Origin of the sequence: Pedobacter lithocola (assembly GCF_042650845.1) — a bacterium.
Lineage (GTDB): Bacteria > Bacteroidota > Bacteroidia > Sphingobacteriales > Sphingobacteriaceae > Pedobacter > Pedobacter lithocola.
Window position 1 is genome coordinate 128,187 of the sequence record NZ_JBHSBW010000016.1, and the last position, 24,579, is coordinate 152,765.

The 24,579-nt window shown below is 34.6% G+C and carries 24 protein-coding genes; 17 read left to right on the forward strand and 7 right to left on the reverse strand.

The annotated features are described in order from the left end of the window. Positions 1-120 precede the first annotated feature (120 nt). Positions 121-1,044 (reverse strand): 2-hydroxyacid dehydrogenase, encoded by a 924-nt coding sequence (locus ACFOWA_RS18580; protein ID WP_378988161.1) that lies wholly within the window; start codon positions 1,042-1,044, stop codon positions 121-123. Between the two features lie 216 nt (positions 1,045-1,260). Between ACFOWA_RS18580 and ACFOWA_RS18585 the strand changes: the two genes are divergently transcribed. Then, positions 1,261-3,756, forward strand: a complete 2,496-nt coding sequence (locus ACFOWA_RS18585; protein WP_378988164.1) for a TonB-dependent receptor domain-containing protein — start codon at positions 1,261-1,263, stop codon at positions 3,754-3,756. 117 nt (positions 3,757-3,873) lie between these two features. After that, positions 3,874-4,428 (forward strand): NUDIX domain-containing protein, encoded by a 555-nt coding sequence (locus tag ACFOWA_RS18590; protein ID WP_378988167.1) that lies wholly within the window; start codon positions 3,874-3,876, stop codon positions 4,426-4,428. Between the two features lie 11 nt (positions 4,429-4,439). On the opposite strand, the gene ACFOWA_RS18595 is transcribed toward ACFOWA_RS18590, so the two are convergent. Further along, complete coding sequence (locus tag ACFOWA_RS18595) at positions 4,440-4,634, reverse strand: hypothetical protein (RefSeq protein ID WP_378988169.1); 195 nt, start codon at positions 4,632-4,634, stop codon at positions 4,440-4,442. A gap of 145 nt (positions 4,635-4,779) precedes the next feature. On the opposite strand from ACFOWA_RS18595, the gene ACFOWA_RS18600 reads away from it, so the two are divergent. The 3 genes from ACFOWA_RS18600 (at position 4,780) to ACFOWA_RS18610 (ending at position 6,904) form a co-directional block, all read left to right on the forward strand. Next, the gene (locus ACFOWA_RS18600) at positions 4,780-5,655 is read left to right on the forward strand and encodes an oxidoreductase (protein ID WP_378988172.1); all 876 of its coding nucleotides are present in this window, start codon (positions 4,780-4,782) and stop codon (positions 5,653-5,655) included. An 87-nt stretch (positions 5,656-5,742) separates the two neighbouring features. Beyond that, positions 5,743-6,534, forward strand: coding sequence for a helix-turn-helix domain-containing protein (locus tag ACFOWA_RS18605; protein ID WP_378988175.1), 792 nt, complete (start codon positions 5,743-5,745; stop codon positions 6,532-6,534). Positions 6,535-6,607: 73 nt separating this feature from the next. Then, on the forward strand, positions 6,608-6,904 hold the full coding sequence (locus tag ACFOWA_RS18610; RefSeq protein ID WP_378988178.1) for a Dabb family protein: 297 nt from the start codon (positions 6,608-6,610) through the stop codon (positions 6,902-6,904). A gap of 499 nt (positions 6,905-7,403) precedes the next feature. Here ACFOWA_RS18610 and ACFOWA_RS18615 read toward each other — a convergent pair whose 3' ends face one another. Both ACFOWA_RS18615 and ACFOWA_RS18620 read right to left on the reverse strand, forming a co-directional pair. Next, on the reverse strand, positions 7,404-8,153 hold the full coding sequence (locus tag ACFOWA_RS18615; RefSeq protein WP_378988181.1) for a LytR/AlgR family response regulator transcription factor: 750 nt from the start codon (positions 8,151-8,153) through the stop codon (positions 7,404-7,406). 48 nt (positions 8,154-8,201) lie between these two features. Continuing rightward, entirely contained in the window at positions 8,202-9,236 is a 1,035-nt protein-coding gene (locus tag ACFOWA_RS18620; RefSeq protein WP_378988184.1) for a sensor histidine kinase, read from the reverse strand. Positions 9,237-9,479: 243 nt separating this feature from the next. On the opposite strand from ACFOWA_RS18620, the gene ACFOWA_RS18625 reads away from it, so the two are divergent. The 11 genes from ACFOWA_RS18625 (at position 9,480) to ACFOWA_RS18675 (ending at position 20,442) form a co-directional block, all read left to right on the forward strand. Next, positions 9,480-9,740: a hypothetical protein gene (locus tag ACFOWA_RS18625; RefSeq protein WP_378988187.1), complete on the forward strand. Its 261-nt coding sequence runs from the start codon at positions 9,480-9,482 to the stop codon at positions 9,738-9,740. A 1-nt stretch (position 9,741) separates the two neighbouring features. After that, the gene (locus ACFOWA_RS18630; protein ID WP_378988189.1) at positions 9,742-10,650 is read left to right on the forward strand and encodes an ABC transporter ATP-binding protein; all 909 of its coding nucleotides are present in this window, start codon (positions 9,742-9,744) and stop codon (positions 10,648-10,650) included. A gap of 2 nt (positions 10,651-10,652) precedes the next feature. Beyond that, the gene (locus ACFOWA_RS18635) at positions 10,653-11,453 is read left to right on the forward strand and encodes an ABC transporter permease (RefSeq protein ID WP_378988191.1); all 801 of its coding nucleotides are present in this window, start codon (positions 10,653-10,655) and stop codon (positions 11,451-11,453) included. Between the two features lie 267 nt (positions 11,454-11,720). Further along, positions 11,721-13,313 carry a M28 family metallopeptidase gene (locus ACFOWA_RS18640; RefSeq protein ID WP_378988195.1) on the forward strand — a complete coding sequence of 531 codons (1,593 nt, stop codon included), beginning with the start codon at positions 11,721-11,723 and terminating at the stop codon, positions 13,311-13,313. Between the two features lie 601 nt (positions 13,314-13,914). Further along, positions 13,915-14,397, forward strand: a complete 483-nt coding sequence (locus ACFOWA_RS18645; RefSeq protein ID WP_378988198.1) for a hypothetical protein — start codon at positions 13,915-13,917, stop codon at positions 14,395-14,397. Positions 14,398-15,084: 687 nt separating this feature from the next. Beyond that, the gene (locus ACFOWA_RS18650; protein ID WP_378988200.1) at positions 15,085-15,852 is read left to right on the forward strand and encodes a sensor histidine kinase; all 768 of its coding nucleotides are present in this window, start codon (positions 15,085-15,087) and stop codon (positions 15,850-15,852) included. Between the two features lie 3 nt (positions 15,853-15,855). Beyond that, positions 15,856-16,497, forward strand: a complete 642-nt coding sequence (locus tag ACFOWA_RS18655) for a response regulator (RefSeq protein WP_378988203.1) — start codon at positions 15,856-15,858, stop codon at positions 16,495-16,497. A gap of 387 nt (positions 16,498-16,884) precedes the next feature. Continuing rightward, positions 16,885-17,262, forward strand: a complete 378-nt coding sequence (locus tag ACFOWA_RS18660; protein WP_378988206.1) for a BlaI/MecI/CopY family transcriptional regulator — start codon at positions 16,885-16,887, stop codon at positions 17,260-17,262. Beyond that, the gene (locus tag ACFOWA_RS18665; RefSeq protein WP_378988209.1) at positions 17,259-19,259 is read left to right on the forward strand and encodes a TonB family protein; all 2,001 of its coding nucleotides are present in this window, start codon (positions 17,259-17,261) and stop codon (positions 19,257-19,259) included. The genes ACFOWA_RS18660 and ACFOWA_RS18665 overlap by 4 nt, the downstream gene beginning before the upstream one ends. Positions 19,260-19,261: 2 nt before the next feature. Continuing rightward, positions 19,262-19,924 carry a TonB-dependent receptor plug domain-containing protein gene (locus ACFOWA_RS18670; RefSeq protein WP_378988211.1) on the forward strand — a complete coding sequence of 221 codons (663 nt, stop codon included), beginning with the start codon at positions 19,262-19,264 and terminating at the stop codon, positions 19,922-19,924. 125 nt (positions 19,925-20,049) lie between these two features. Continuing rightward, positions 20,050-20,442 carry an energy transducer TonB gene (locus tag ACFOWA_RS18675; protein WP_378988214.1) on the forward strand — a complete coding sequence of 131 codons (393 nt, stop codon included), beginning with the start codon at positions 20,050-20,052 and terminating at the stop codon, positions 20,440-20,442. A gap of 199 nt (positions 20,443-20,641) precedes the next feature. Here the strand turns inward: ACFOWA_RS18675 and ACFOWA_RS18680 are convergent, their stop codons facing one another. The 3 genes from ACFOWA_RS18680 to ACFOWA_RS18690 form a co-directional block, all read right to left on the reverse strand. Continuing rightward, positions 20,642-21,238: an NAD(P)H-dependent oxidoreductase gene (locus tag ACFOWA_RS18680; RefSeq protein WP_378988217.1), complete on the reverse strand. Its 597-nt coding sequence runs from the start codon at positions 21,236-21,238 to the stop codon at positions 20,642-20,644. Positions 21,239-21,313: 75 nt separating this feature from the next. Further along, a complete protein-coding gene (locus ACFOWA_RS18685; RefSeq protein ID WP_378988220.1) occupies positions 21,314-21,853 on the reverse strand; it encodes a Crp/Fnr family transcriptional regulator in 540 nt (179 codons plus the stop codon). A gap of 58 nt (positions 21,854-21,911) precedes the next feature. Next, positions 21,912-23,513, reverse strand: coding sequence for a S41 family peptidase (locus tag ACFOWA_RS18690; RefSeq protein WP_378988223.1), 1,602 nt, complete (start codon positions 23,511-23,513; stop codon positions 21,912-21,914). Between the two features lie 188 nt (positions 23,514-23,701). Here ACFOWA_RS18690 and murQ point away from each other — a divergent pair, with 188 nt between their 5' ends. Continuing rightward, the gene (gene murQ / locus ACFOWA_RS18695; RefSeq protein WP_123207384.1) at positions 23,702-24,511 is read left to right on the forward strand and encodes an N-acetylmuramic acid 6-phosphate etherase; all 810 of its coding nucleotides are present in this window, start codon (positions 23,702-23,704) and stop codon (positions 24,509-24,511) included. Positions 24,512-24,579: the final 68 nt, after the last annotated feature.

Genomic DNA, 24,579 nt, shown 5'->3' on the forward strand with positions numbered 1-24,579 from the left:
TTAAGATTATTTTAATGTATCAGATGCTTCGTACCTCGCAATGACGGTGTGGCGGCGTCATTGCGAGGTACGAAGCAATCTAAAATATCCGCTGTAAAAATTATCTGGAAGAAATAACGCTTACAGAGCCTTCAACTTTTCAGCCAACACCTCCGAAATTTTTCGGTAAGAATCGAATGTCCAGCCGCCAACATGTGGTGTTAAAATAACTTTATCGTTTACCTTTAATTCTTCATACCAGCTTTGTTCGCTTAAGGCAGGGAACTTTTCAGTTTCCAGAACATCTAAACCTGCGCCCAAAATTTTACCTGATTTTAAATTGTTTAGCACCGCTTTCGTATTTACAATTTCACCTCTGGCAGTATTGATAAAGAATATTGGTTTTTTAAAATGAAAGAAATATTCATCATCAACCATCTGTTTAGTTTCGGTAGTTAAGGGAATGTGTAAACTCAACACATCACTGTGCTTTACAATTTCTTCCATGCTTACTTCTCGGGCAAAGGCATCACTAAAACCAGTTTTATATTTATCATAAGCCATTACATCAACCTCGAAACCTGCAAGCTTTCTGGCGAAACTTTGTCCCATGAAACCATAGCCAATTATACCAACTTTTTTACCTTTTAATTCGTAACCACGGCTACCTTCTCTATCCCAAATCCCGTTTCTAATTTCTATATCCGCCCTGCGGAAATTATTCATCAAAGATAAAAGTAAACCAGTTGCATGCTCGCCAACGGCATCGCAATTCCCTTCTGGGGCATTAAGGAGTTTGATGTTTCGCTCTAAGGCAACTTTCTCATCAATATTATCTAAGCCCGCACCCGCACGAGCAACAAATTTCAAATTACTTGCTGCGGCGAAAATTTCAGCATCAATTTTGAACTTTGTTCTAACCGCGATGCCTTCATAATCTGCAATTCGGCTTAAAGTTTCTTCGCGTGTAATTTTTGGTTCATCATCTACCTCGTAACCCAACTTTATTGCCTCTTCTTTAAAGGCAGGATGCAAATCATCAACAATTAATATTTTCTTAATCATGGTAAGGCAAAAGTAGCATTTTCATAATTGTTCAATTGTAATATTGTTTGATTCTCATTAAGAAAGCCTCTATGTTAAATAGTCAAAATTGAGCTAGAAAACCCACAAAAATATTACTGTAAAACCGCTGTAATAAAATAGTTACGGCACTTATATTAAACTTAGTTGCCGTTTCTTTGTCACTCTTTACGAAAACTATAAAACTTTTTAAATTTAATGAGACTTTTACAATCGAAAACAATACAAATCACTACGTTCTTACTTCTTCTTTCTTTAGGTTTATTTGCACAAACTGGCGGTAAAGCCAAAATAACTGGTGTATTAAAAGATGCCAAAACCCAGGAAACTATTCCCTTCGCAACAGCCGTTTTACTTGATAAGGCTACCAAAGCCAATGTAAAAATAGCTCAAACGGATATGAATGGTGCTTTTACCATGAGCGATCTACCTGCCGGAACATTTACCTTTAAAATTAGTTTTGTTGGTTATCAAACCATGGTTAGAGATAATGTTGTAATTACTGCAGCTACTGGAACTTTAGCCTTCGGTGAAATTAAAATGAACACCGCAGCTGGTAACGTACTTAAAGATGTTACGGTAACAGCCCAAAAGGCAGCTATGCAGATGGGTATTGATAAAAAAGTTTTTTCGGTTGACCAAAGTTTGGTAAGCGAGGGTGGCTCTGCGACGGATTTATTGGCAAACGTTCCTTCTGTTCAAACTGATATTGATGGAAACGTAAGTTTACGTGGCTCATCTGGTGTAAGGGTTTTAATTGATGGAAAACCATCGTTAATTGCAGGTGGTAATGTTGCCCAAATTTTAGCTTCGATACCTGCAAGTTCGATAGAAAGTGTTGAGTTAATTACCAACCCATCAGCCAAATATGATGCTGAAGGCCAATCGGGTATAATTAATATCGTACTTAAGAAAAATACTAAGTTAGGCTTTAACGGTTCGGTGGCTCTAACTGCTGGTAATAGAGACAATTATAATGGAAACACCAATTTAAGTTTTCAGAACAGTAAAATTAACCTTTATGGGAATTACAGCTATCGTTATGGCAATCGCTTAGGTGGCGGTTATCAGGATATTACCTACTTAAACAGCCTAAGTTCTATTGCGTTTGCAAATCAAAATACAAACTCTACTTCTTTAGATAAAGGGCATAATGTAAAAGCAGGATTAGATTATTACTTATCTGATAAGAGTGTAATTAGTCTTTCAGGTGGTTTTAATAGCCGTTTGAATGAAAGAGACGAGTTTATTAACATCAACCAATTAAATAGTGCATTAAATCCTGTTTCGCTTAGCAATAGAAATAACACCAACAATGGCGATGGAAGCAGTTTCGATTTGAATTTAGATTATAGTTTAAAGTTTAAAAAACCAAAAGAAGAATTAACTTTTAACTTTGGCTATTCTGAAGGTGATAATAATAACTTTCAAACCTACAACACACAGGTTTACAACCAAAATGGAAACGCGGTTAACCCTAGTCCCTCCATTCAGAATACCAATAATATAGGTAACAATACGAATTATAATATACAGGCCGATTATGCATTGCCGGTTGGTAAAGCGGGTAAAATTGAGGCTGGTTATCGTAGCCAAATTCGTTTAGGTGATAACAATCAGGTGGCCGATTCGGTGGTTGGAAATTCTAACATCTTCATTAGCAACAATCGCTTAAACAATAACTTTGAAAGTAAGGATCAGGTTCACGCTTTATATCTTAACTATCAAAATCAAATTAAAGATTTTGGTTACCAGATTGGTTTAAGGGCAGAAAATGCCCAATTAAGTACAGAATTGCAGGGTTTTAACGGAAATGTGCTTTACACAACGCTGGGCAGAATTAAATACAATAGATTATATCCAAGCATATTTTTAACGCAGAAATTATCAGGCGAACAGCAGGTAAATTTAAGTTATACTCGTCGCGTTAACCGACCAAGACCTTGGGATACCAATCCATTTTTAGATGTATCAGATCCGCTAAATTACAGAGCAGGTAACCCTAATTTATTGCCAGAAGATGTACATTCGTTCGAGTTGGGTTATAGTAAATATTTCAAAAAGGTAACTTTAACATCAAGCATATATTTCCGTCAAACCAATGATGTAATTCAAAGGGTGAGAACAGAACCTGATGCAGCTGGTATTATTACAACTACGCCTCAAAACTTAACCAGATCCATAAATAGTGGTGTAGAGTTAATTGGTCGTTTCGATTTAATAAAGGCTTTAAACTTTACTACAAACGTAAACTTATATCAAAGTAAAATTGATGGCGTACCAGCTTTTGGTATTGTCGATAATAGTGGTTTTAGCTGGAATGCAAATTTAACGGCTAATATTTCGGCCATCAAAAATTTATCGTTCCAGTTCCGTGGCGATTACCGTGCTGCTGAAGTTATGGCACAAGGAAGACGTAACGCTATGTACGGTATTGATGGTGGTGCAAAATATGATTTCCCGAATAAAAAGGCTTCATTAAGCTTAAATATCAGAGATATTTTCAACACCCGTGCCTGGAGCATGACTACCGAAGGTTCGAATACTTATATTGATTTTCAACGCCGTATGCAAGGCACAATGGGTAACCTAACGTTTTCTTATCGTTTTGGTAAAACTTTATTCAATAACGTTAAGAAAACTAAGAAAGAAGATCAACAACAGGAAAACAGACCTGACGAAGGTTCTTTCTAAATTATCCATATAATTTAAAAACTTTATGCCTTTTGTGGTAATTAAAATCACAAAAGGCATTCTGTATTCGTAATCGATAAAAGTTTCATTCTAATAGCGAAATTTCTAACTTGCATTATGGAAGAAACCAATCCCTGGCAAACGCTTCAGAGTGAAGTAAAATATGATAACAATTGGATTCGGTTAACCGAACATCAGGTTATAAATCCTTCTGGCGGAAATGGGATATATGGCGAAGTGCATTTTAAAAATCTGGCAATTGGGATTTTGCCTTTGGATGAAAACTACAACACCTGGTTGGTTGGGCAATATCGGTATCCTTTAAAAGCTTACAGTTGGGAAATTCCTGAAGGCGGCGGTCCTTTAGGTTCCGATCCATTAGATAGCGCAAGACGAGAACTTCTGGAAGAAACCGGTTTGAGCGCTGAAAATTGGTTAGAAATTCAGCGCATGCATTTATCAAATTCTGTTAGCGATGAATTGAGCATCATTTACATTGCAACCAACTTAATTCAGGGTATTGCAATGCCCGAAGAAACAGAACAATTAGTTGTAAAAAAACTACCTTTTGAAGATGTTTATCAAATGGTATTGAGAGGCGAAATTACTGATTCTATGAGCGTAACAGCCATTTTAAAAGCCAAATTAATGATTTTAGACGGTTTGATTTAGACTAAAACAGCCTAGTTTTTCCAGCCTTCTTTCATTTTCTTGTAAGCCTTTTTGCTAATTTTCGATTTCTTTTTTGATCTCGATTTTCCCTTCTTCTTTCTGGCATTGATATTATTTACAAGCGAGTTTTTTACACCAAGTTTGTTTTTTTTGCCGCCCTTTTTTTTACCTTTTTTCTTTTTATCTTTTTTCTTTTCCTTAGCCATAACATTAATTTTATCTGTAATTAACATTTAAAGCAAGAAATAGTTCTATATATGTCATGAGCTTTATAACACATTAACTTGAGCTTTATAACAAAACTGCCACTTCGATTTCACCATAACTTTGACTTAACAAAAAATAAAGAAAATGGAAAAAGTTTGGTTTATTACAGGAAGTTCCCGCGGTTTGGGAAAAAAAATTACAGAGGCAGTTTTAGCAAGTGGAGATAAAGTTGCCGCTACAGCAAGAAATATTAATGCCTTAAAAGATTTGGAAGAAAAATATCCAAATAAAGTTTTACCAATTCAGCTTGATGTTACCGATTATCCACAGGTTCATTCAGCCGTTAAAACTGCGGTAGCGCATTTTGGCAAAATTGATGTATTGGTAAACAATGCCGGATTCGGGATTGTAGGTGCCGCAGAAGCATTTACAGATGAGCAAGTTCGAAATCAGCTAGAAACAAATTTATACGCACCAATTGAAATTACAAGAGCCGTATTGCCTTACATGCGCAAACAGCGCTCTGGTCGTATTTTACAAATTTCATCAGTAGGTGGTCGCGTTGGTAATGCTGCGGTAAGTATTTATCAGGCAGCAAAATTCGGCTTAAGCGGCTTCACCGAATCTTTAGCAAAAGAAGTAGCCGACTTAGGTATTTTAGTAACCAGCGTAGAACCAGGAGGCTTTCGCACTGATTGGGCAGGAGAATCTATGACTTATGCGCCAAGAGTTGAAGGTTATGATTTGGTAGATCTTCGAAGTGATTTCTTTCAAAATGGGAATTTTGTTCCAACCGGCGATCCTGAAAAGGCTGCAAAAGTTATTGTGGATTTAGCCAAACATCCACAGCCGCCAATGCATTTGGTTTTAGGAAGCGAAGCAATTGGTATGCTAAAATTTGCAGATGAGGCAAGAGCCACTGAAATGGAAAAATGGATGGAAGTAAGTTTATCTACCGATCATGATGAATCTACCAATTTCCTGGATACAGAATTAGGAAAAAGCTTCACAAAAAAATAGATATCATTTTGAATTGGAGGTGAGGAACACCTGCCTCTAATTCATTTTATTTTTCAGACACTAAAATCTTTAAGCTAAATTTATACCATGGCAAGCCTAAAAAATCAAACAGGGATACTATATTCATGCTATCATAAAAAAAGTAGTGAGGGCGAACATTTTATTCCTAACCATACTTTTGGCTACGTTATTTCTGGTTCATCAGAAATATTTATTGGTGGGCAAAAATTTGTTTTTGGTGATGGTGAGTTCCGGTTTTTCAGAAGAAATCAATTGGCTAAGTACACGAAATATCCTCCTCAAGGAGGCGAATACAAATCCATTTCGATAATTTTTGATCAAGAAACCTTAAAAGCTGTAAGTGCCGAGTACGATTTGCATGCGCTAAAGCCTGATGGTAATATTTTGGGCTTAAAGTTAGAGCCTAAAACATTACTACTCAATTATATTGAATCGCTAAAACCCTATTTGGATAATGCAAACGATAAATCTCTTACCAAAATAAAAGTTAAAGAAGCAATTTTGATTTTGCTGCAAACCAATCCTGAGCTAAAAAATATTTTATTTGATTTTACCGAGCCAGGGAAAATTGATTTGGAAGCTTACATGAATGAGCATTACAAATTTAATGTAGATATAAATCGTTTTGCATACCTCACGGGTAGAAGTTTGGCAACCTTTAAAAGAGATTTCGAAAAGATTTATGGAACTTCACCCAATCGATGGATACAACAAAAAAGGCTTGAAGATGCACATTACCTTTTAAAGGAAAAAGGATGGAAATCGTCAGATGTATATATGGAAGTGGGTTTTAAAGACTTCTCACACTTTTCTTTCGCCTTTAAAAAAGCTTACGGAATTACTCCTTCTAAACTTTAATAGTTAGGTAAGTTTTTCAAAATACAAACAGGTAGGTTATGGCATTTAGTATATTTGGAAAAAAATTAAATTGATGATAGCACACCACGTTTTATTTTGGCTAAAAGCCGATACCACCGAAGAACAAAAAAGCGCATTTCATAAAGGTTTACAAAGCCTTGAGGATATAGAAGTTGTTAAAACTTTCCATATCGGTAAACCTGCACCAATCGAACGTGCTGTTGTTGATGTAACTTACACCTACAGTTTAACTATCTTTTTTGAAGATTTGGCTGCGCATGATGTATATCAGGTTCATGATTTACATAAAGCATTTCTTGATGAATTTAGAGAATTATTTGAGAAGGTAATTATTTACGACGCTGAATAGTCGGTAAACCATGGTCTGTGTCTCCACAGACCATTTATTTATCATTTTAATTTTAGCCTGTTTTGATAAATTTCTTCTGTGAATTCTGTGTTTCTGTGGCAATTTTATTTTTCCTCGAAAACGTAGGTTCAGTAATTCTTTTGATATTTCAGCCCTGCTTTCTATTATTTGAAAAATCGGGGTTTTCCATGTCAATCACGTTTATTTAACAAAGGTGAGTTGCTTTCGGGCACTTCCCGCCATCTCGATTGAAAATCTTTCTTGGCTATTTTCGAAAATAGACTTCCCACTTCTTCTGTGATTTCTGTATTTCTGTGGCAATTTTATTTTTCCTCGAAAACGTTGCTTCAGTAATTCTTTTGATATTTCAGCCCTGCTTTCCATTACAAGCACAATGAAGAATTGGGGCTTTGCATTTCAATCACGTTTATCTAACAAAGGCAAGTTGCTTTTCGGGCATTTCCCGCCAGTTCCATTAAAACGTAGCGGAATAACATTTCTAAATATTTTTATTGCCAATAACTTTAAAAAATTCATCGCGATAGGTATCACCAACTGGTATAATTTTCTTGTTTATCGTAATGCGACTTCGTTCAATGCTTTCAATTTTGTCAACTGCAACAATGTAAGATTTGTGCACCCTGATGAATTGACTTTGAGGTAAAGCTTCTTCCATTTTCTTCATACTCTGAAGCGTAATTATGCGCTCATCTTTAGTAAAAATAGAAATGTAATCTTTCAATCCTTCTATATACAAAACATCATGAAGGTATATTTTTTGAATTTTATGCTCTGTTTTAACAAAAATAAAATCCTGAATCGGGTTTGGAGAACCCGAAAATGGAGCTGGAGTAATTAAAGGCTGAATCTGTGGTGGAGCTGCATCAGCAGGTTTAGTTTGATTATGAACCTTTTCTACAGCTTTGTAGAAACGATCGAATGCAATCGGTTTTAATAGATAATCAGATACATTTAAATCATAACTTTCTAAGGCGTATTGCGGATAAGCTGTGGTTAAAATATAATTGCATTTGTTGCCTGCAATTTTTAAAAACTGTATTCCGGTTAATTCTGGCATTTGTATATCTAAAAATACCAAATCAATACCGCCACTCTGAACAATTTGTAATGCTTCTATAGGGTTTTCGCATCTCTTAACCATGGTTAAAAAGGGCACTTTAGAAATATAATCTTCTAAAATATCAAGTGCTAGAGGCTCATCATCAACAACAATACAGTTCAAATTCATTTTAAGTAGCTATAATTTATTAGTAAGGGATACGTAACTTGGATAAAATTATATATCTATCATTAACTCGCAAGTGTAATGGGTAGCCGAATTTACAACATTTAATTTATATCTATCAGGATAGATAAGTTGCAAACGACGCTCAACATTGGGTAAACCAACACCACCTTGCGCATCTTTATTCTGGTTATTCTTTTTATTGATTACGCTAAAATGCAGAATCTTTTGGTTGGCAATAATATCAATTTTTACAGGTTCGGATGGGTCTGTAACCACGCCATGTTTAAAAGCATTTTCTACAAAAGAAATTAACATTAAAGGCACAATTTTTTGGTCATCAATTTCGCCGCTTAAAGTCATTTCAACGTATGCGCCATCTTTAAACCTTATTTTTTGTAGCTCAATGTAGCTCTGAAGGTAATCAACTTCTTTGCTTAATGACACCGTTGGCGTATTGCTCTCATAAATCATGTAGCGCATAATTTCCGAAAGCTTCATTATTGCATCGGCAGTTTTATCAGATTTTTGATAAGCTAAAGAGTAAATATTGTTTAACGAATTGAATAAAAAGTGAGGATTTAATTGCGATTTTAAGAATTGAAGTTCCATTTCCCTACGTTCACTTTCCAGGTTGCGCTGAATACGTTCTGTGGCGAACCAATCAATTGTAAAACGAATAATACAGCTACAAATTAGGAAAAATCCAGATAGAAATGTAACGCCAATCACAAAAGTATGCACAGGTAAATCCCGTCTTTTGCCTTTTGCATTTATAGATGCTAAAACATCATCCGGATTAAGTACTGCAATTGCTGTTTTTAAAACTACCGAAACTGCAATAATTAAAAAGAATGCAGCTATGTACAGAAAGTATTTTTTACGTTTCTTAATCAGCTCGGGGATTAAAAAGATATAATTTATGTAAAATATCGAAATGTTTATCACACCGAATACAACATAGCTGATAAAGTAATCTTTGAGCGTGTGTTTATCAGTTTCAAATATATTTCCTGCAGTAATAATCATTAAAATTATCACCCAAAAAATGGAATGTAGTATAATTGGTGCTTTACTTTTTTTCATATTACTATAGGAATGTAAGCCTATTTGGCGTACAAATAATCATGCAACCAAAATAAATAAAGAAAGTTGTATTTAATCACACAATCTACCAACGGGCATTTTTTTTCTACGAACGGTTTATCGGGCAAAATTTATCGACGAACGCCAAATCTACCCGTTTATCTATAATCTTTAACGCTTGGTATAATAGATTTTAGCACGATTGTTTTCTTATGTTTCTTTGAACTATCAAAACAAAACGATATGAACACTTCAGCAGTAAATACATCAAATAATAATTTTTCACTTACTACTGAAAATTCTATAGCAATTAACCTAACTCAACCAATCATGAAAAAATTAGCAAACACTTCGCCATTTTTACTTTTGTTGTTACCTGTATTTATGATGATTGTATTAACGCTTACCGTAAATACAAGCCAAAATAAAAGCGATGAAATGGTAGTTAAACCTGCAAAAGCATCAACTTCGATTGTAAAACAAGCAACAGCTATTTTTAAATAGTATGAGCAATTTTGCAATCGAAACGGTAGGCTTAAATTATAATTTCGGTAACCAAACCGTATTTAAAGATTTATCATTGCAAGTGCCTTACGGAAGCATTTACGGTTTCTTAGGTCCGAATGGTGCCGGCAAAACTACTACGATAAAAATATTATTAAACCTGCTCCAGTCACCTGCCGATCAAGTTTTTGTTTTTGGTAAAGAAATTAACCGAAATCGTATTGCAACTTTAAAACGTGTTGGTGCTTTAGTAGAGCAGCCTGCTATTTATGGTCATTTGAGCGGTAAAGAAAATCTAATAAATCGTTGCATTTTATTGGGAATTAAAAAAAGCAAAGCTGATGAGATGCTTGCTTTGGTAGGCTTAACGGAAGCTGCAAACAAAAAATCGAGCAAATATTCATTAGGAATGAAGCAAAGATTAGGCATTGCTTTAGCCTTAGTTTCAGACCCAGAACTGCTATTGTTAGATGAACCAACCAATGGTTTAGACCCGAACGGAATTATAGAAGTTCGAAATTTAATGATAGAACTTGCAACCAAACACAATAAAACTATACTGGTTTCTAGCCATTTGTTAGCAGAAATAGAGCGAACTGCAACTCATGTTGGTATCATAAATAAGGGGCAGTTATTGTTTCAGGGTACAATAAATGAGTTACATCTGTTAAGTAAACCCATGTTAGAAATTGATGTAGATAACGTTGAGCAAGCATCTGCTTTTTTAATAGCATCTGGTTATGAAATTGCAGAACAAACCAGTACTAAAATCATCATCCCATTTAATAACGCAAAAGCAAGTGGCGATTTAAATACATTATTAATTCAAAACGGTTTTACGGTTTCTAGTCTTTATCAAAAAAGAAAAGACTTAGAAAATCTGTTTCTTGATATCACAAAAAATAATTAAACATGCGCTCTTTATACATTTCTTTAGTTTCCGAATTTTATAAATCAAGGAAAACACTTGCATTTTGGGCGGCAATTTTACTTCCATTAGTAATTTGTGGCTTAATTTCATTTGGCTTTTATAGCGGCTCAGATAAGATTTTAAAAATGCAGTATCCACCATTAATGCTATGGATTAGATACATCGGAGCTGCTTTAGGGGTTATGGGCGTATTAATTATGCCGTTCTACGTTATTTTTATGGCTTTTTCGGTAAACAATATCGAGCATAAAAACGATACCTGGAAAACACTTTTCGCACAGCCGCTAAACAAACTATCAATTTATGCCGCCAAGTATATTTATGCAGTTGTATTAATCTTTATTTGCCTGCTGTTATTTGCACTGTTCACTTTTCTTTTCGGTCATTTACTTCAAGTTCTGGTTCCAGGTTATAACTTTTCAGGTTACGATCCATCTATGCTATTGGTTAAATTTTATTTTAAACTGTTTTTAGCTTCACTTGGTATTTTATCCATACAATTTATATTAAGCCTTATTTGGTCTGATTTTTTAAAACCAATGGGTATTGGTTTTGTAGGCACAATTATGGGCATTATAGCCGGTAATGTTGGTTGGAAATACGCCTATTTAATTCCTTATAGCCACCCTTCAATTGTGTTAAACAGCAGCACCTCCTCTAAAAAATCAGTTAACATTAGCGATTTCCCAATTTTTACACAAGAAATAGTTACAAGTTTAATTTATGCCGTTATACTTTTTATAATAGGCTATTTCATTGTTTCTAAAAAAAGCATAAAATAAATATGGAATAGATTTTTTTTGGAAAGCAGTTTCATTTTTCCAATTAATGTTAGTCCTTCTTTACACTACAAGTCCGCTCCCGATGAAAAATCGGGATTGCGGGCTTTTCGTTTCAATAAGGTTTAGCTAACTCAGATTATTGGTAAACACTTAATTTCTACCGGTGCAAATTCAAATGGTTGTTGTGTAAAAATCTCAATGGAAAACCAATTAAAGCTACATTTAATGTATTTTTAGGTTCCAATAATCAAACCTAACTAAAAAGAAATGATAAAAAGATTTACTACAACCGCATTTGCCTTGGGCTTATGTATGTATGCTTTTGCTCAAGAAGCGCCTGATGCAGCAATTGTATCAAAAATTAGAAAAGAAGGGTTGGAAAACTCTAAAGTAATGGAAATTTCCTTCAACCTAACTGATGTTAATGGTCCACGTTTATCAAACTCACCCGGCTTAAAAAGAGCGCAAGAGTGGGCAATGAAACAACTTACAGATTGGGGTTTAAAAAATGCACACCTCGAAGCTTGGGGTAATTTTGGTAAAGGCTGGCAGGTTGATAAATATTATGCGGCTACAACATTGCCGTATTATCACGCCATTATTGCCTCACCAAAGGCCTGGACCCCAGGAACCAATGGTCCAATTAAATCAAACGTAGTATTAATTAAAGCAGATAGTGTTGCCGATTTAGCTAGGTACAAAGGCAAGCTTGCAGGTAAAATTGTAATGATGGATGCTGGTGCACCATTAACAAGCGGTATCCGACCAGATTTTATGCGTTATGCAGATAGTACTTTAGCAAAAATGGCAGAGGCGAAACCTGCAGTTGCTGGTCCGAGAGGGCCACGACCAGGTGGAGCAAATAATGCAATGGCACAAATGATGAAGATGCGTGAAGTTCGTGCAGCTATGGGCGCAATGCTTGTTGAAGAAAAAGTTGGTTTAATTTTAACGTATGCCCGTGGCGGACAAGGTACTTTTTTTACCAGCAATGGCGCTTCTTATGCTTTGGATGCAAAACCTGTATCACCTGAATTGGAAGTTGCCGCTGAAGATTATTTACACATTTTGCGTTTGTTACGTGCTGGTAAACCTGTAGAAATCGAGGCTGATGTTAAAACTTCTTTTTACGATCAAGATCCTCAAGGTTACAATGTAATTGCAGAAATTCCGGGTACGGATAAAAAGCTTAAAGATGAGTTGGTGATGATTGGTGGTCACTTCGATTCTTGGCATGCAGGTACAGGCGCAACAGATAACGCTGCAGGTTCTGCGGTGATGATGGAAGCTATGCGCATTTTAAAAACATTAGATTTTAAACCAAAACGCACCATCCGTATCGCCCTTTGGAGTTCTGAAGAGCAAGGTTTGTTCGGTTCGAGAGGTTATGTGGCAAAACATTTTGGTGATCCAAAAACTATGGTTTTAACACCCGATCAGAAAAAAATATCAGCTTACTACAATTTAGATAATGGTACAGGTAAAATTCGTGGGGTTTATTTACAAGGAAATGTTGCCGCAGGACCAATCTTTAAAAGTTGGTTAACGCCATTTGCAGATTTGGGCGCTACAACAATCACAGCTAGCAATACCGGTGGCACCGATCATCAGGCATTTGATGCAGTTGGTATTCCGGGTTTCCAGTTTATACAGGACCCAATGGATTACAATACACGTACGCACCACAGCAACATGGATACATACGATAGATTGGTTGAAGATGATTTGAAACAAGCAGCTACCATTGTAGCCTCATTTGTTTACAATACTTCGCAACGCGATGCTCAAATTCCTAGAAAGGAATTGCCAGCGGCACCAGCTGCTGCTGCAACAGGAACTACAGCGCCAGTTCGCAATTAATTTCCAAATATTTTATAAATCGAAAAAGGCCTCCGTTATAAAACGGCAGGCCTTTTTTCGGGATTGTTTTTCATAAATCCTAACTACAGCTAAATAGTACAATTGGTCGAGCCTGTTGTTATCCAAGCAACAACTTTATTTAGAGAGTTATTTAAAATTAAATTTTGTTTTTAATTGTAAATAACCGTGGATTAAAAAGATTAAATCTCTTTTAATGGTACACTCTAAATTTTATGTAAAAATTTGGTTGGTGCTTCCTTTACAAATTCTTCACAACACCATAAATAATGAATTTATTCCAGCAATATCAGAATCATCATTTTACATGATGATCTGATTAGCTGTGTTAAATGGTGTGTTTGAGAGTGTGCTGAGTAAGCAATATTTTTATTGTATTGTTATAATTTCTTTAAAAAGCAATTCTTATCTGCATCAATTCTTTTTGGTTTGCTTGCATCAAATTTAGAAGTATGATACATTAAGTTTCAGGTTCGAAATACCTTTTTTGATAGGGTGATTTTACGGTAATAAGCAAGGTTAATTAGCGGTTGTAAAATCGGGTAATTATTGCCAATTTTAATATTTAACGACTAAACATAGCATGATAGAAAATCCTTCTACCAAAGATGGTACAGATAATACAATCCCCGTAGATATTGCAAAGAAAATGACCGCTGCTTTTAGAGCAAGCGAGAAAACAGATAATGCTAGTTATACGAAGGCAGCGTGGTTTCCGGCAAGCCAAATTACTGCATTAGCAGAGAAAGTTGCCAAATTTGAAGGCGATGGTGTAAGGATATATTTTGGTAGATACACAGCAGACATTATCGATTGCATAAACAAACTTGGCTATGGAGATGAAATCCCTTCATCTTATGCAGAGATGAACACATTGCTCTTCGTTGTTACAAAAGATATTGATGGGAAACCTAGAACAGATTACTTTGTTGATAAAACCTCACACGATAGCCATGAGGTGTCAATCAAAAACGTTGGCGATGCACCAAACCCAACAGACCCAGATAATAGAGGAAAACTTTGTCCTGATGTATGTGACGATGGTAGCGAACTAATGAATAAATAGATTTTGTAATGAGTAAGATTTTAAAGCTAATTTACAGGCTAGTTCGTAAAGAATATATATGGTAGATACAACTACAATAGAATTTATTTGCCTTATTTTTTCCATAATATTTTTAGCCAAGGATAAATCGACATTTTGGCTCATTACAATCGCATACTTGGTAGTGGTGGTTTTTACAGAAAATTTTGCGAAATATTGTGGTAGAACTTACCACAATAATTTATGGGTTTATAACATATACACAATATTTGAGGCCAGCTATATTTGTTATGGGCTATATTATTTTATAAGCGATTACATTAACATAAAGAAGATTATAATCGCAACATATATTTTAATTGCAGCAATATTTTCTTTTTGCACTTATAGATATGGCATTTTAGCATATAACTCTGTAACGGTAAGTATTATGTCTGTTATCTTTGTTATTTATGCGCTTTTGTATTTCTTTCTATTGTTGAAGGATGAGAATTATGTAGATTTAAAATTCCATTCTGCTTTTTGGTGGATGGGTGGGGTATTAATTTTTTATTTCGGAGGAACGATAGCAAACATTTTCGATGAAATAATTCAGCAAAAATTTTTAGGCAAATACAACACTCGCTTAATTATCTACTTTACATTAAATTTATTTCTATACGGTTTTTGGTCTTATTCCTTTATATGCAGAGCTCGCCAACGGAAAATATGTCCTTAATTTTATTGGCCTCATTAGTTTTTCTATTGATGCCATTCTTTCTGTTGATATATATTCGCTCTTACAACAGGCATAAAAAGAATCATATTGTTGAGAAACAGAATATGCAGCAAAAGTTCGAATCTGAAATTTTGAAAACTCATATCGAAGTTCAGGAACAAACCATGCAAACCATTGCTACCGAATTACACGATAACATTGGTCAGATATTGAGTTTAACCACCTTAACATTAAATTCAATACATATCCCTGAAAACGAAAAAGTGTCTGAAAAAATCGGTAATTCACTTTCGTTGCTTAATAAATCGATAAAGGAAATTAGAGAACTTGCTAAAATATTGCACGGCGAACAAATTGTAGAATCCGGTATCGGTCATGCAATAGATCAGGAAATTACTTGGTTAAAAAGGGTAGGTGGTTACGAACTTCAAATAAATAATGATCTTCTTGATTTAAAAGTTTCATCGCCAGATAAAGATTTAATCATTTTAAGGCTACTACAAGAAATTATTAATAACATTATAAAACACGCACAGGCAACCTCAATTCACATAAATGCGTTTATAAAAAATGAGATTCTGTTGCTTACTGTAAAGGAAAATGGCATTGGTTTTAACTATGACGATGCCAAAAATAAAAAGGCAGGAATGGGTTTAGCTTCTATTCATAAAAGAATTGAAATGATTAAAGGTAAAATTGATGTAAATTCAACGCTTGAAAAGGGTACATCTATTTTTATAGAAATCCCATATCCTTAAGCTATGCAAACACAATCATTATCCATCGGTATTGTTGATGATCACACGCTTTTTCGTTCGGGTTTGGCAAATTTATTATCCGAATTTGAAGAAATAAATGTTGTATTTCAGGCTACAAATGGTTTAGATATGCAAAAGCATTTAAAATCACATCCTCAGGTTCAGGTAATACTTATGGACATTAATATGCCGCTTATGGATGGATACGCAGCTACTCAATATGTGAAAAAGGACTATCCAAAAGTTAATGTTTTGGCTTTAAGCATGTTTGAGGATGAAAAGGCCATCATCGGGATGTTAAAAGCTGGTGCAGGTGGTTATATGCTTAAAGAATCAACACCGCATGATTTGGTTATTGCAATTAAAGCTGTGGTAGAAAAGGGGTTTTTTATTAATGATATGGTTTCGGGCAGATTGCTGTTTTCTTTAAAACAAACCGAACCTAAACCCCTCATAACTGAAAAAGAACATACATTTCTGCAACATTGTAGTACTGAAATGACCTACAAGGAAATCGCCGATTTAATGAATATTAGTCCTCGGACCGTAGATAATTACAGAGAATCGCTCTTTGCAAAACTCAATATAAAAACTCGAACAGGTTTAGTTGTATATGGTATTAAGCACGATTTAATAAAAATCTAATTTGCCATTTAAGCGCAGAATTCACAGAAGAAGAGTCGAGGAATATCTCTATTTGTACATTACCTCACTCTATCAAAGGTTTTGCTTGGGGTAATGTTAAGCACTCTCTCTCCTTGAAGAGATGGATTTAAGGGGCAGTAAGTTAATTCTATAGGTTTTAAGTAGTGTAACTTGGTTTCCATCTTTTAAAGGAGAGGGATGCATTTACCGGTCAACCACCCGTGCCTTTCAAAGGGCGAGTTTATAAGCGAGCATGATGATCTTTCAAAAACCTATCCTTCAATTTTTCCTTCAAAAATATTTAATAAAAAAGTTGCATAACTAATTAATTAGTTTTAACTTTAATATACAGTCGTAGTTCGGCTGCTCCTATAATTAATACATACAATGGATATTAAAGATTTAACCAAGGCCGAAGAACAAATCATGCAAGTTTTGTGGCAATTGGAAAAGGCATTTGTTAAAGAGGTAATTGACGAGTTGCCACTTCCGAAACCAGCCTACAACACGGTTTCAACAATCATCAGAATTTTAGAAACAAAAGGATTTATTGGTCATGAGGCTTTCGGAAAAGCGCACCAGTATCACCCTTTAGTAAGCAAAGAAGAATATAAGCGCCATGCCACGGAAAAATTGCTGGGCAACTATTTCGAAAACTCGGTAGAAAGCATGTTCTCCTTTTTTGTTAAGGAAGAAAAGTTGGATTTAAGTGATGTGGATGAAATTTTGAAAATGATTAATAAAATTAAACACAGACCGAGATGAGTTTTGCCCACTACCTTCTGCAGGTAAACATATATCTGATTGTTTTTTATGGATGCTATAAATTGCTATTGGATAAAGAAACCTACTTTACGTTAAATCGTGTTTACTTGGTTGCTGCTGGTTTTCTGTCGCTTTGCATACCCTTCATACGTTTAGAATGGTTAATGGAACAAAAGGCTGCACAGAAAGTTTACACAAGCGTAAAATGGGATGCCATGCTACAGCAAGCTACCATAGTTACCGAGGCACAAGAAGGAATTAATTGGGCAAATTTATTGGTTTACATATACTGTGGCGGTATTTTGTTTTTTACTTGCAGGTTGATATTTAATTTATTGGCAGTTAATAAATTAATTAAAAATGCAAAAGATGGTTCGGCTTTTTCTTTTTTAGGCAAGAAAATAATTGATGTAGAGCTACCTCATAGCAATGTAATTGATATTCATGAAGAAGCGCACATTAAACAATGGCACACATTGGATATCCTGTTTTTCGAAATCATCGGAATACTTACATGGCTAAATCCGGTTATCTATCTCTACAAAAAAGCAATAAAAAATATTCATGAATTTTTAGCTGATGAGCATGCTGCAGAGTTTCAAGGCGATAAAACTGAATATGCAATGTTAATTTTGAGTAAGTCGTTCGGGATAAGCCCTAATGCACTTACCAGTAATTTCTTCGAAAAATCTTTAGTAAAGAAACGGATTTACATGCTTCATAAAGAGCGTTCTAAAAAAATTGCAGTAATTAAGTATGGCATTTTTATTCCCTTGTTTGCACTCTTAATTGTTTTCTCTTCGGCAACGATACGTAAGAACGAAAAATTGCTGTCAATTTCAAAGCAAATTCCATTAGAACAACCTATTGATTTGGTTCAGGATATTGTGACTAAACCACTTGAGCCTGTAACTGATGCAAAACCTGAGATAAAAGAGGTTGTTAAAAACATCCCTGTTGAAAAGGATTGGAAAGCATTTTACGAATATATTGGTAATGAAATTAAATACCCTAAAGAAGCACAGGAAAATGGTTTACAAGGGAATAGTCAAATTAAATTCACCATTAAAAACGGTCGCGTAAACAATTTAATTAATAGTGTTGATTTAGGTGATGGTTGCGATGAGGAAGTTATAAAAGCAATTGAATCTTATGATGGCTTTAAAAATGTAGATAATGGTAAGTATGCGATTAAGGTTGGTTTTCGCTTACCACATTTAGAAACAAATATTAGCAACCAAAATATTCCGATTGCAAAAGGTTACAAAGAATTATCTCAATTAAATATAACTGGTCAAAGTTTGGCTCCATCAAATACCGACGATAAGAAAGTTTATGATTTTGTATCGATAGAAAAGCAGCCCGAATTTGTGGGCGGCATGAAGAAATTTTATGATTATTTAGGTAGAAGCATTAAATATCCAATGTTGGCTCAGCAAAATAACGTGCAAGGAAAAGTTTGGCTTTCTTTCACAGTAGAAAAAGATGGAAGCCTAACCAGCATTGCAGTAACAAGAGGCTTAGGAAGTGGAACAGATGAAGAAGCTCAGCGGGTTTTAGAAGAATCGCCTAAATGGATACCAGGCATTCAGAACGGAAAACCAGTTCGTGTTAAATACAACATAAACATCAACTTTAAATTAAATGAATTAACCGAACCTACCAAAGCTATTGATAACGCTGTTAGCAGTCAGGGAAAGGTTACCAAATTAACTTTTGGTGGTGTGAATAATTTCGACAACTCAAAAAAACCACTAATTGTATTGGATGGCGTTATTCAAGCTAATGATGCATTAGAAAATATAAGGTCAGAAACTATAGCGTCTATTTCTGTATTGAAAGATCGCCTTGCAATGGCTTCTTATGGAAATCAAGGCAAAAACGGTGTGTTAATTGTTACGACTAAATCTGCTTCAGGGCAAATTTTTAGAAATTTAAATGCTCATGAATTATCTGTGGATAGGTCTTCACAAAATGAATTAAAATCAAAGTTCTAGGTATGAAAAATATATTTTTTACAATCATCATAATAGTAGGAATAGTTAGCAATAACTTTGCTCAGCAAACACCTTCAACAACAAAAAAGGCAGTGAGTATTAATGCTGCTAAAAAACCTGTTTATGCTGTTAATGGAATAATACAAGATCCAAAAACAGAATTCTCAATAGCAAGTTTAAATCCAGAAACCATTTCTGAAGTTGTTATACTAAAAGATGAAAACGCAGTAACATTGTTTGGACCAGAAGCCACCTTTGGTGCAGTAGTTATAACAACAATTTCTGGCAAGGGAACAGCAGCGAATAAGGTACTGGAGAGTAAAATTGCTCATTTAAATAATGTAAGCAAATTGAGTAATTTATTCTTCACTTCAAAAACTGATACAACTGCTATTATAAAATCAAATAAAGATTTTGGTATCGCTTTTCGAGGCATTAATCGCCCAGTAAATTATAATGAGGTTATGTATATTTTAGATGGGAATAGAATAGATAAGTGGGAAATGGATGCTCTTGATACCAAAAACATCAAAGCCATAACCGTATTAAAAGATAAAGCTTCAATTGAACTTTATGGTCCGCTAGCGAGTAACGGTGTAATTCTAATTACCACAAAACCCAAACCAATTCTTAAAGCTATAGAAAAACCGGTAGAGAAAAACTAATCTCACAAGACCAATAAATTTATTGAATTGAACAAATTACCTCAGCTAAAATGCTGGGTTTGGGGATTCATTTGCTAAAAAAATAAAAATTGCCAAAAATAATATATAACTAAATTTAAAAAAAAATGAAAAAATTATTGATTCTACCGGCTCTGCTTATCTTTATGATGATATGCAACCTAGAAAGTAAAGCACAGAAAGTGTATGATTTTGTTTCTGTTGATAAAGTGCCTGAATTTCCTGGCGGGATGAAAGCTTTTTATGATTATTTAGGAAAGAATATTAAATTTCCGGCAAAGGCTAAAAAGGATAATGTACAAGGAAAGGTTTGGGTATCGTTTGTTGTAGAGAACTCTGGAAAATTAACTGATATTACTATAATAAGAGGATTAACTAAGGAAACCGATGCAGAAGCATTAAGAGTACTTCAACAATCGCCGAAATGGGATGCAGGGATTGTTAAAGGGAAGCCTGTTCGCGTTAAATATAATATGAACGTTAATTTTAAACAAAGCTAACTGTAATCTATTTATAGAAAACACAAAGCCCCGACAAATTGCCGGGGTTTTATGTTTTCTCTCCTGTCTCGGAACACTAAATTTATAAAATCTTTAATGTATATACAAATTTTACAGAATAAAATTTTTATATCTTAATTTTTTTACTATGCTAACATACTATTTTAGGGTTAAGTACAAATTATTATTTGCTTTGATACTAAGATATAAGGTTCGTAAATTTATTATCCAATTCCGTTAGCCATCGCTCCCTTTGTTCAGCCGAAACCATTTTAACTTGATTAAAGCTTATCCATTTTCGGTTTTTAAATCCAATCTTCCAGAAAGTACCTAATATTATAGCTTTTTTAATTGCATTGCCGAAAAGTATAAGGTATAACCATTTCGGGGTATTCATTGTAGTAATTATAGTAATGCCTTTAAGTTTCTCCCACAATGGTTTCATTCTTGTATTGCTTGCATTTGTGTAATCATAAGCTACACCTGGAAATATAACTTTATCAATAAATCCTTTCGTTAATGCGGGCATTAGTTCCCACCAAATTGGGAATATAAATATTAAATGGTCAGCCTCTTCAATTTTGTTTGCATATTCAATTACTTTTGGGTCGTTAGGTTTTTTATCCCTAAAGCCTTTTAAATCTGCAGCAGTCATTACCGGATTAAAACCATCTTTATCTAAATGAATAAGGTCAACTTCATGATGTCCTTTTGTAAGTCCGTTGGTTACAGCATTTAATATGGCATTGCAAAAACTTCCTTCGTAGGGGTGATTAAAAACGATTACTATTTTCATATTATGATGTTTAAATTTTACACCACAAAATTGGATAGTTGTAAGTTCTTGTACGATAACAATTGTTAAGAAAGCTTAACGGCGATTTCTAATCCGACTTAATGAAACAGAAGTTATGCCTAAAAATGAGGCGATGTAATGTTGAGGAATTCGTTGTATGATTTTAGGGTTTTGTTTTAGTAATTCCCGATATCTTAACTCGGGATTATCTTTTATACGAGATAGAAATAGTTTTTGATAGTAAACCAACCGATGAAAAGTATATTCCTCAACCTGTTGTTTGATGGTTTTAGAAGATTCCATAATGGTATTAAAATTACGTTTGGAAATGGAATAAATTACGCTTGGTTCAATACTTTCGATGGTAAATAAACTGGGTTGATTGGTTTTGAAACTCTCGATAGAAGAAACAAATTCCTGTTCGAAGAAAAATTGAAAAGTAATATCCTTCCCATTATTATTGAAGCAAATTCTTAAACAACCTTTTTTAATATAAAATGCTTGTTTGGCAGTTTCGCCTTCACGCAATAAGATGGTTTTTGCTGCAACCTCCTGGCGTTTAAATAGGTGCTTAAATTCATGCGTTAAGGCAGAGAAAGTTGGTAATTTATCCATTTTAATTTGCTACAATTTATATGGTTAAATTAAATAAATTTCGCAAATCTTTAGCTTTTTACAGATTGTTTAAAGCTTGCTTTATCGCATTATCGTTTTGATTTGCAGCTTTATAGTAGCCAACATCACCAAGATAATAACGACATAATAGTGCTTTTAAGTCATTAAGAATTACAGTTTTCGAGTTGTACAATTGAAATCTATCTATCTGCACATTTCGTCGTTGTAAAAAACCAATGAAATCTTTAAAATCTAAATCATTTAGATTAAATACATTAATATTCTGCTCTATATATGTAGAACTGTATTTATTTGTTAAGATATTAAAAACATAATCTGACAGTACTTTTTTGCTAACCAAACTGCCGTAAAATTTATTATAGCCAGTTGTATCAAGCTTAACAAAAATATCTGGAAGGATACCGCCGCTAGTTTTTGGTTTCTTTATTTGAGATAAATTTACACCGTCATTCTTTTCAATAGAATCTTTAAAAGATGTTAAATCTCCTGTTAATTCACCATCATTCATACGTTCATCAAGCTCATGCTTGTACGCATCGTAACCTTTTTTATACGATTTTTGAATGCTCCTGCCCGATGGTGTGTAATATCTGGCAATGGTTAAATTTAAAGCAGAACCATCATTAAAAGAAAACTGTTCTTGAACCAATCCTTTGCCAAAAGAACGTCGACCAACAATTATGCCTCTACCTAAATCTTGAATAGCACCCGCAACAATTTCACTCGCTGAGGCTGTATTTTCATTTATTAAAACAGCAAGTTTGCCTTGTTGAAAGGTTCCTGTTCCGGTAGAAAAATAATCTGTACGCGGTTCGTGTTTACCTTGTGTGTAAACAATCAATTTATTTTCTGGCAAAAACTGATCGGCTAAACCGGTAGCAGCACTAAAATAACCGCCACCATTATCGCGTAAATCTAAAATTAGTTTCTTCATCCCCTTCGCTTTTAGGTTTGAAGCAGCAGCTGCAAAATCACTATCTGTATTAGCGCCAAATTTACTGATGCGCACATAACCGGTTTCGGTATTAATCATGTAAGCGGCATCAATGCTGCTAATGTTTACCTTACCTCTGGTTACCATAACGCGGTTTGGCAGCGGACTACCACTATGCATCAAAAGTACATTTACACCACTACCGGCTTTGCCTCGAAATCGCCCGCTTAATTTATCTTTAGGCAAGTTTTTTCCGCTAACAATGGTGCTATCAATACTTAAAATTTTATCTCCTAATTTAATTCCCGCTTGGTATGCAGGCCCATCTTTTATTACACCAGTAACCATCATGGTATCATTCAGCATGTAATATTCTATCCCAACGCCTTCAAAATTTCCTTCCAAATCGTTTTGCATATCTTGCGCATTTGATGGGGGAAGATAAACACTATGTGGATCTAGCTGGTGCAGAACGCTATCAATCGGTAAGTTTTGTAAAGAATCTGTATTGATATCATCTACGTAATTACCGTTTATGATGTGAAGGATTTCATCAAGCTTATCAGAATTTTCTGCAAGTCTTGCTGGTTTTTGAACGCCATAACCCTGATCTTTAATAAATTTTATACCCAAATACATACCAACTATTAAAATTACTGAATAGCTTAAAGCGATAAGGATATTGTTTCGGGTATTCTTTTTCATTGGCGTTATGCAAATTTATGAAAATAAGCGGGTTGATTAAATTTTAACTGTGTTTTAAAGTCTTTTGTTTCTAATATTTAACAATAATTAACTGGTAAAAACTTAAATAGATATAATGCACACTTATTTTTTGATTTTTTTGCGCAGTTTTTAAAAAGAATTTACCGAATTTTATCAAAATTAAATTTATGGATAGAGTTACCGAGCACGAATCCAATTACAACCACATCGAAAAAATGTCGGTATTGGAAGTTTTGCAGGGCATTAATAACGAAGATAAAACTGTTGCATTTGCAGTAGAAAAATCTTTGCCTCAAATAGAAAAATTAACCTCGGCAGTTGCCGAAAGAATGAAAAAGGGCGGTCGCCTTTTTTATATTGGCGCAGGTACAAGCGGCAGATTAGGTGTAGTAGATGCATCAGAATGCCCTCCAACTTACGGCGTACCATTCGATTGGGTTGTTGGTATAATTGCCGGTGGCGATACTGCAATAAGAAAAGCCGTAGAATTTGCTGAGGATGATGCGGAGCAAGCCTGGAAAGATTTGCAGGAATTTAACATCAACGAAAACGATTGTTTGGTTGGTTTGGCGGCCTCTGGCACTACGCCATATGTAATTGGTGGTTTAAATACTGCCCGGAAAATCGGAGTGTTAACAGGTTGTATTGTTTGTAATACTGGCGGACCAATTGCTGCCGAATCTGATTTCCCGGTGGAGGTTGTTGTAGGGCCAGAATTTATTACTGGTTCTACCCGAATGAAATCTGGAACTGCGCAAAAACTTGTTTTAAATATGCTCAGTACAACCGTAATGGTTCAGCTTGGGCGAGTTGTTGGTAATAAAATGGTTGACATGCAGCTAACCAATAATAAACTGGTTGATAGAGGCATACAAATGGTTGCCGATGAATTGAATATTGGTTACGAGGAAGCTGCAGAACTTTTGACAACTCACGGAAGTGTACGTAGAGCCGTAGAGGCAAAACAAATTCATTAGAAAAATGATTGATTAAGGGGATTTTGAATGATGCAATCGCTCGAAAACATTCAACATTCAATAAATCA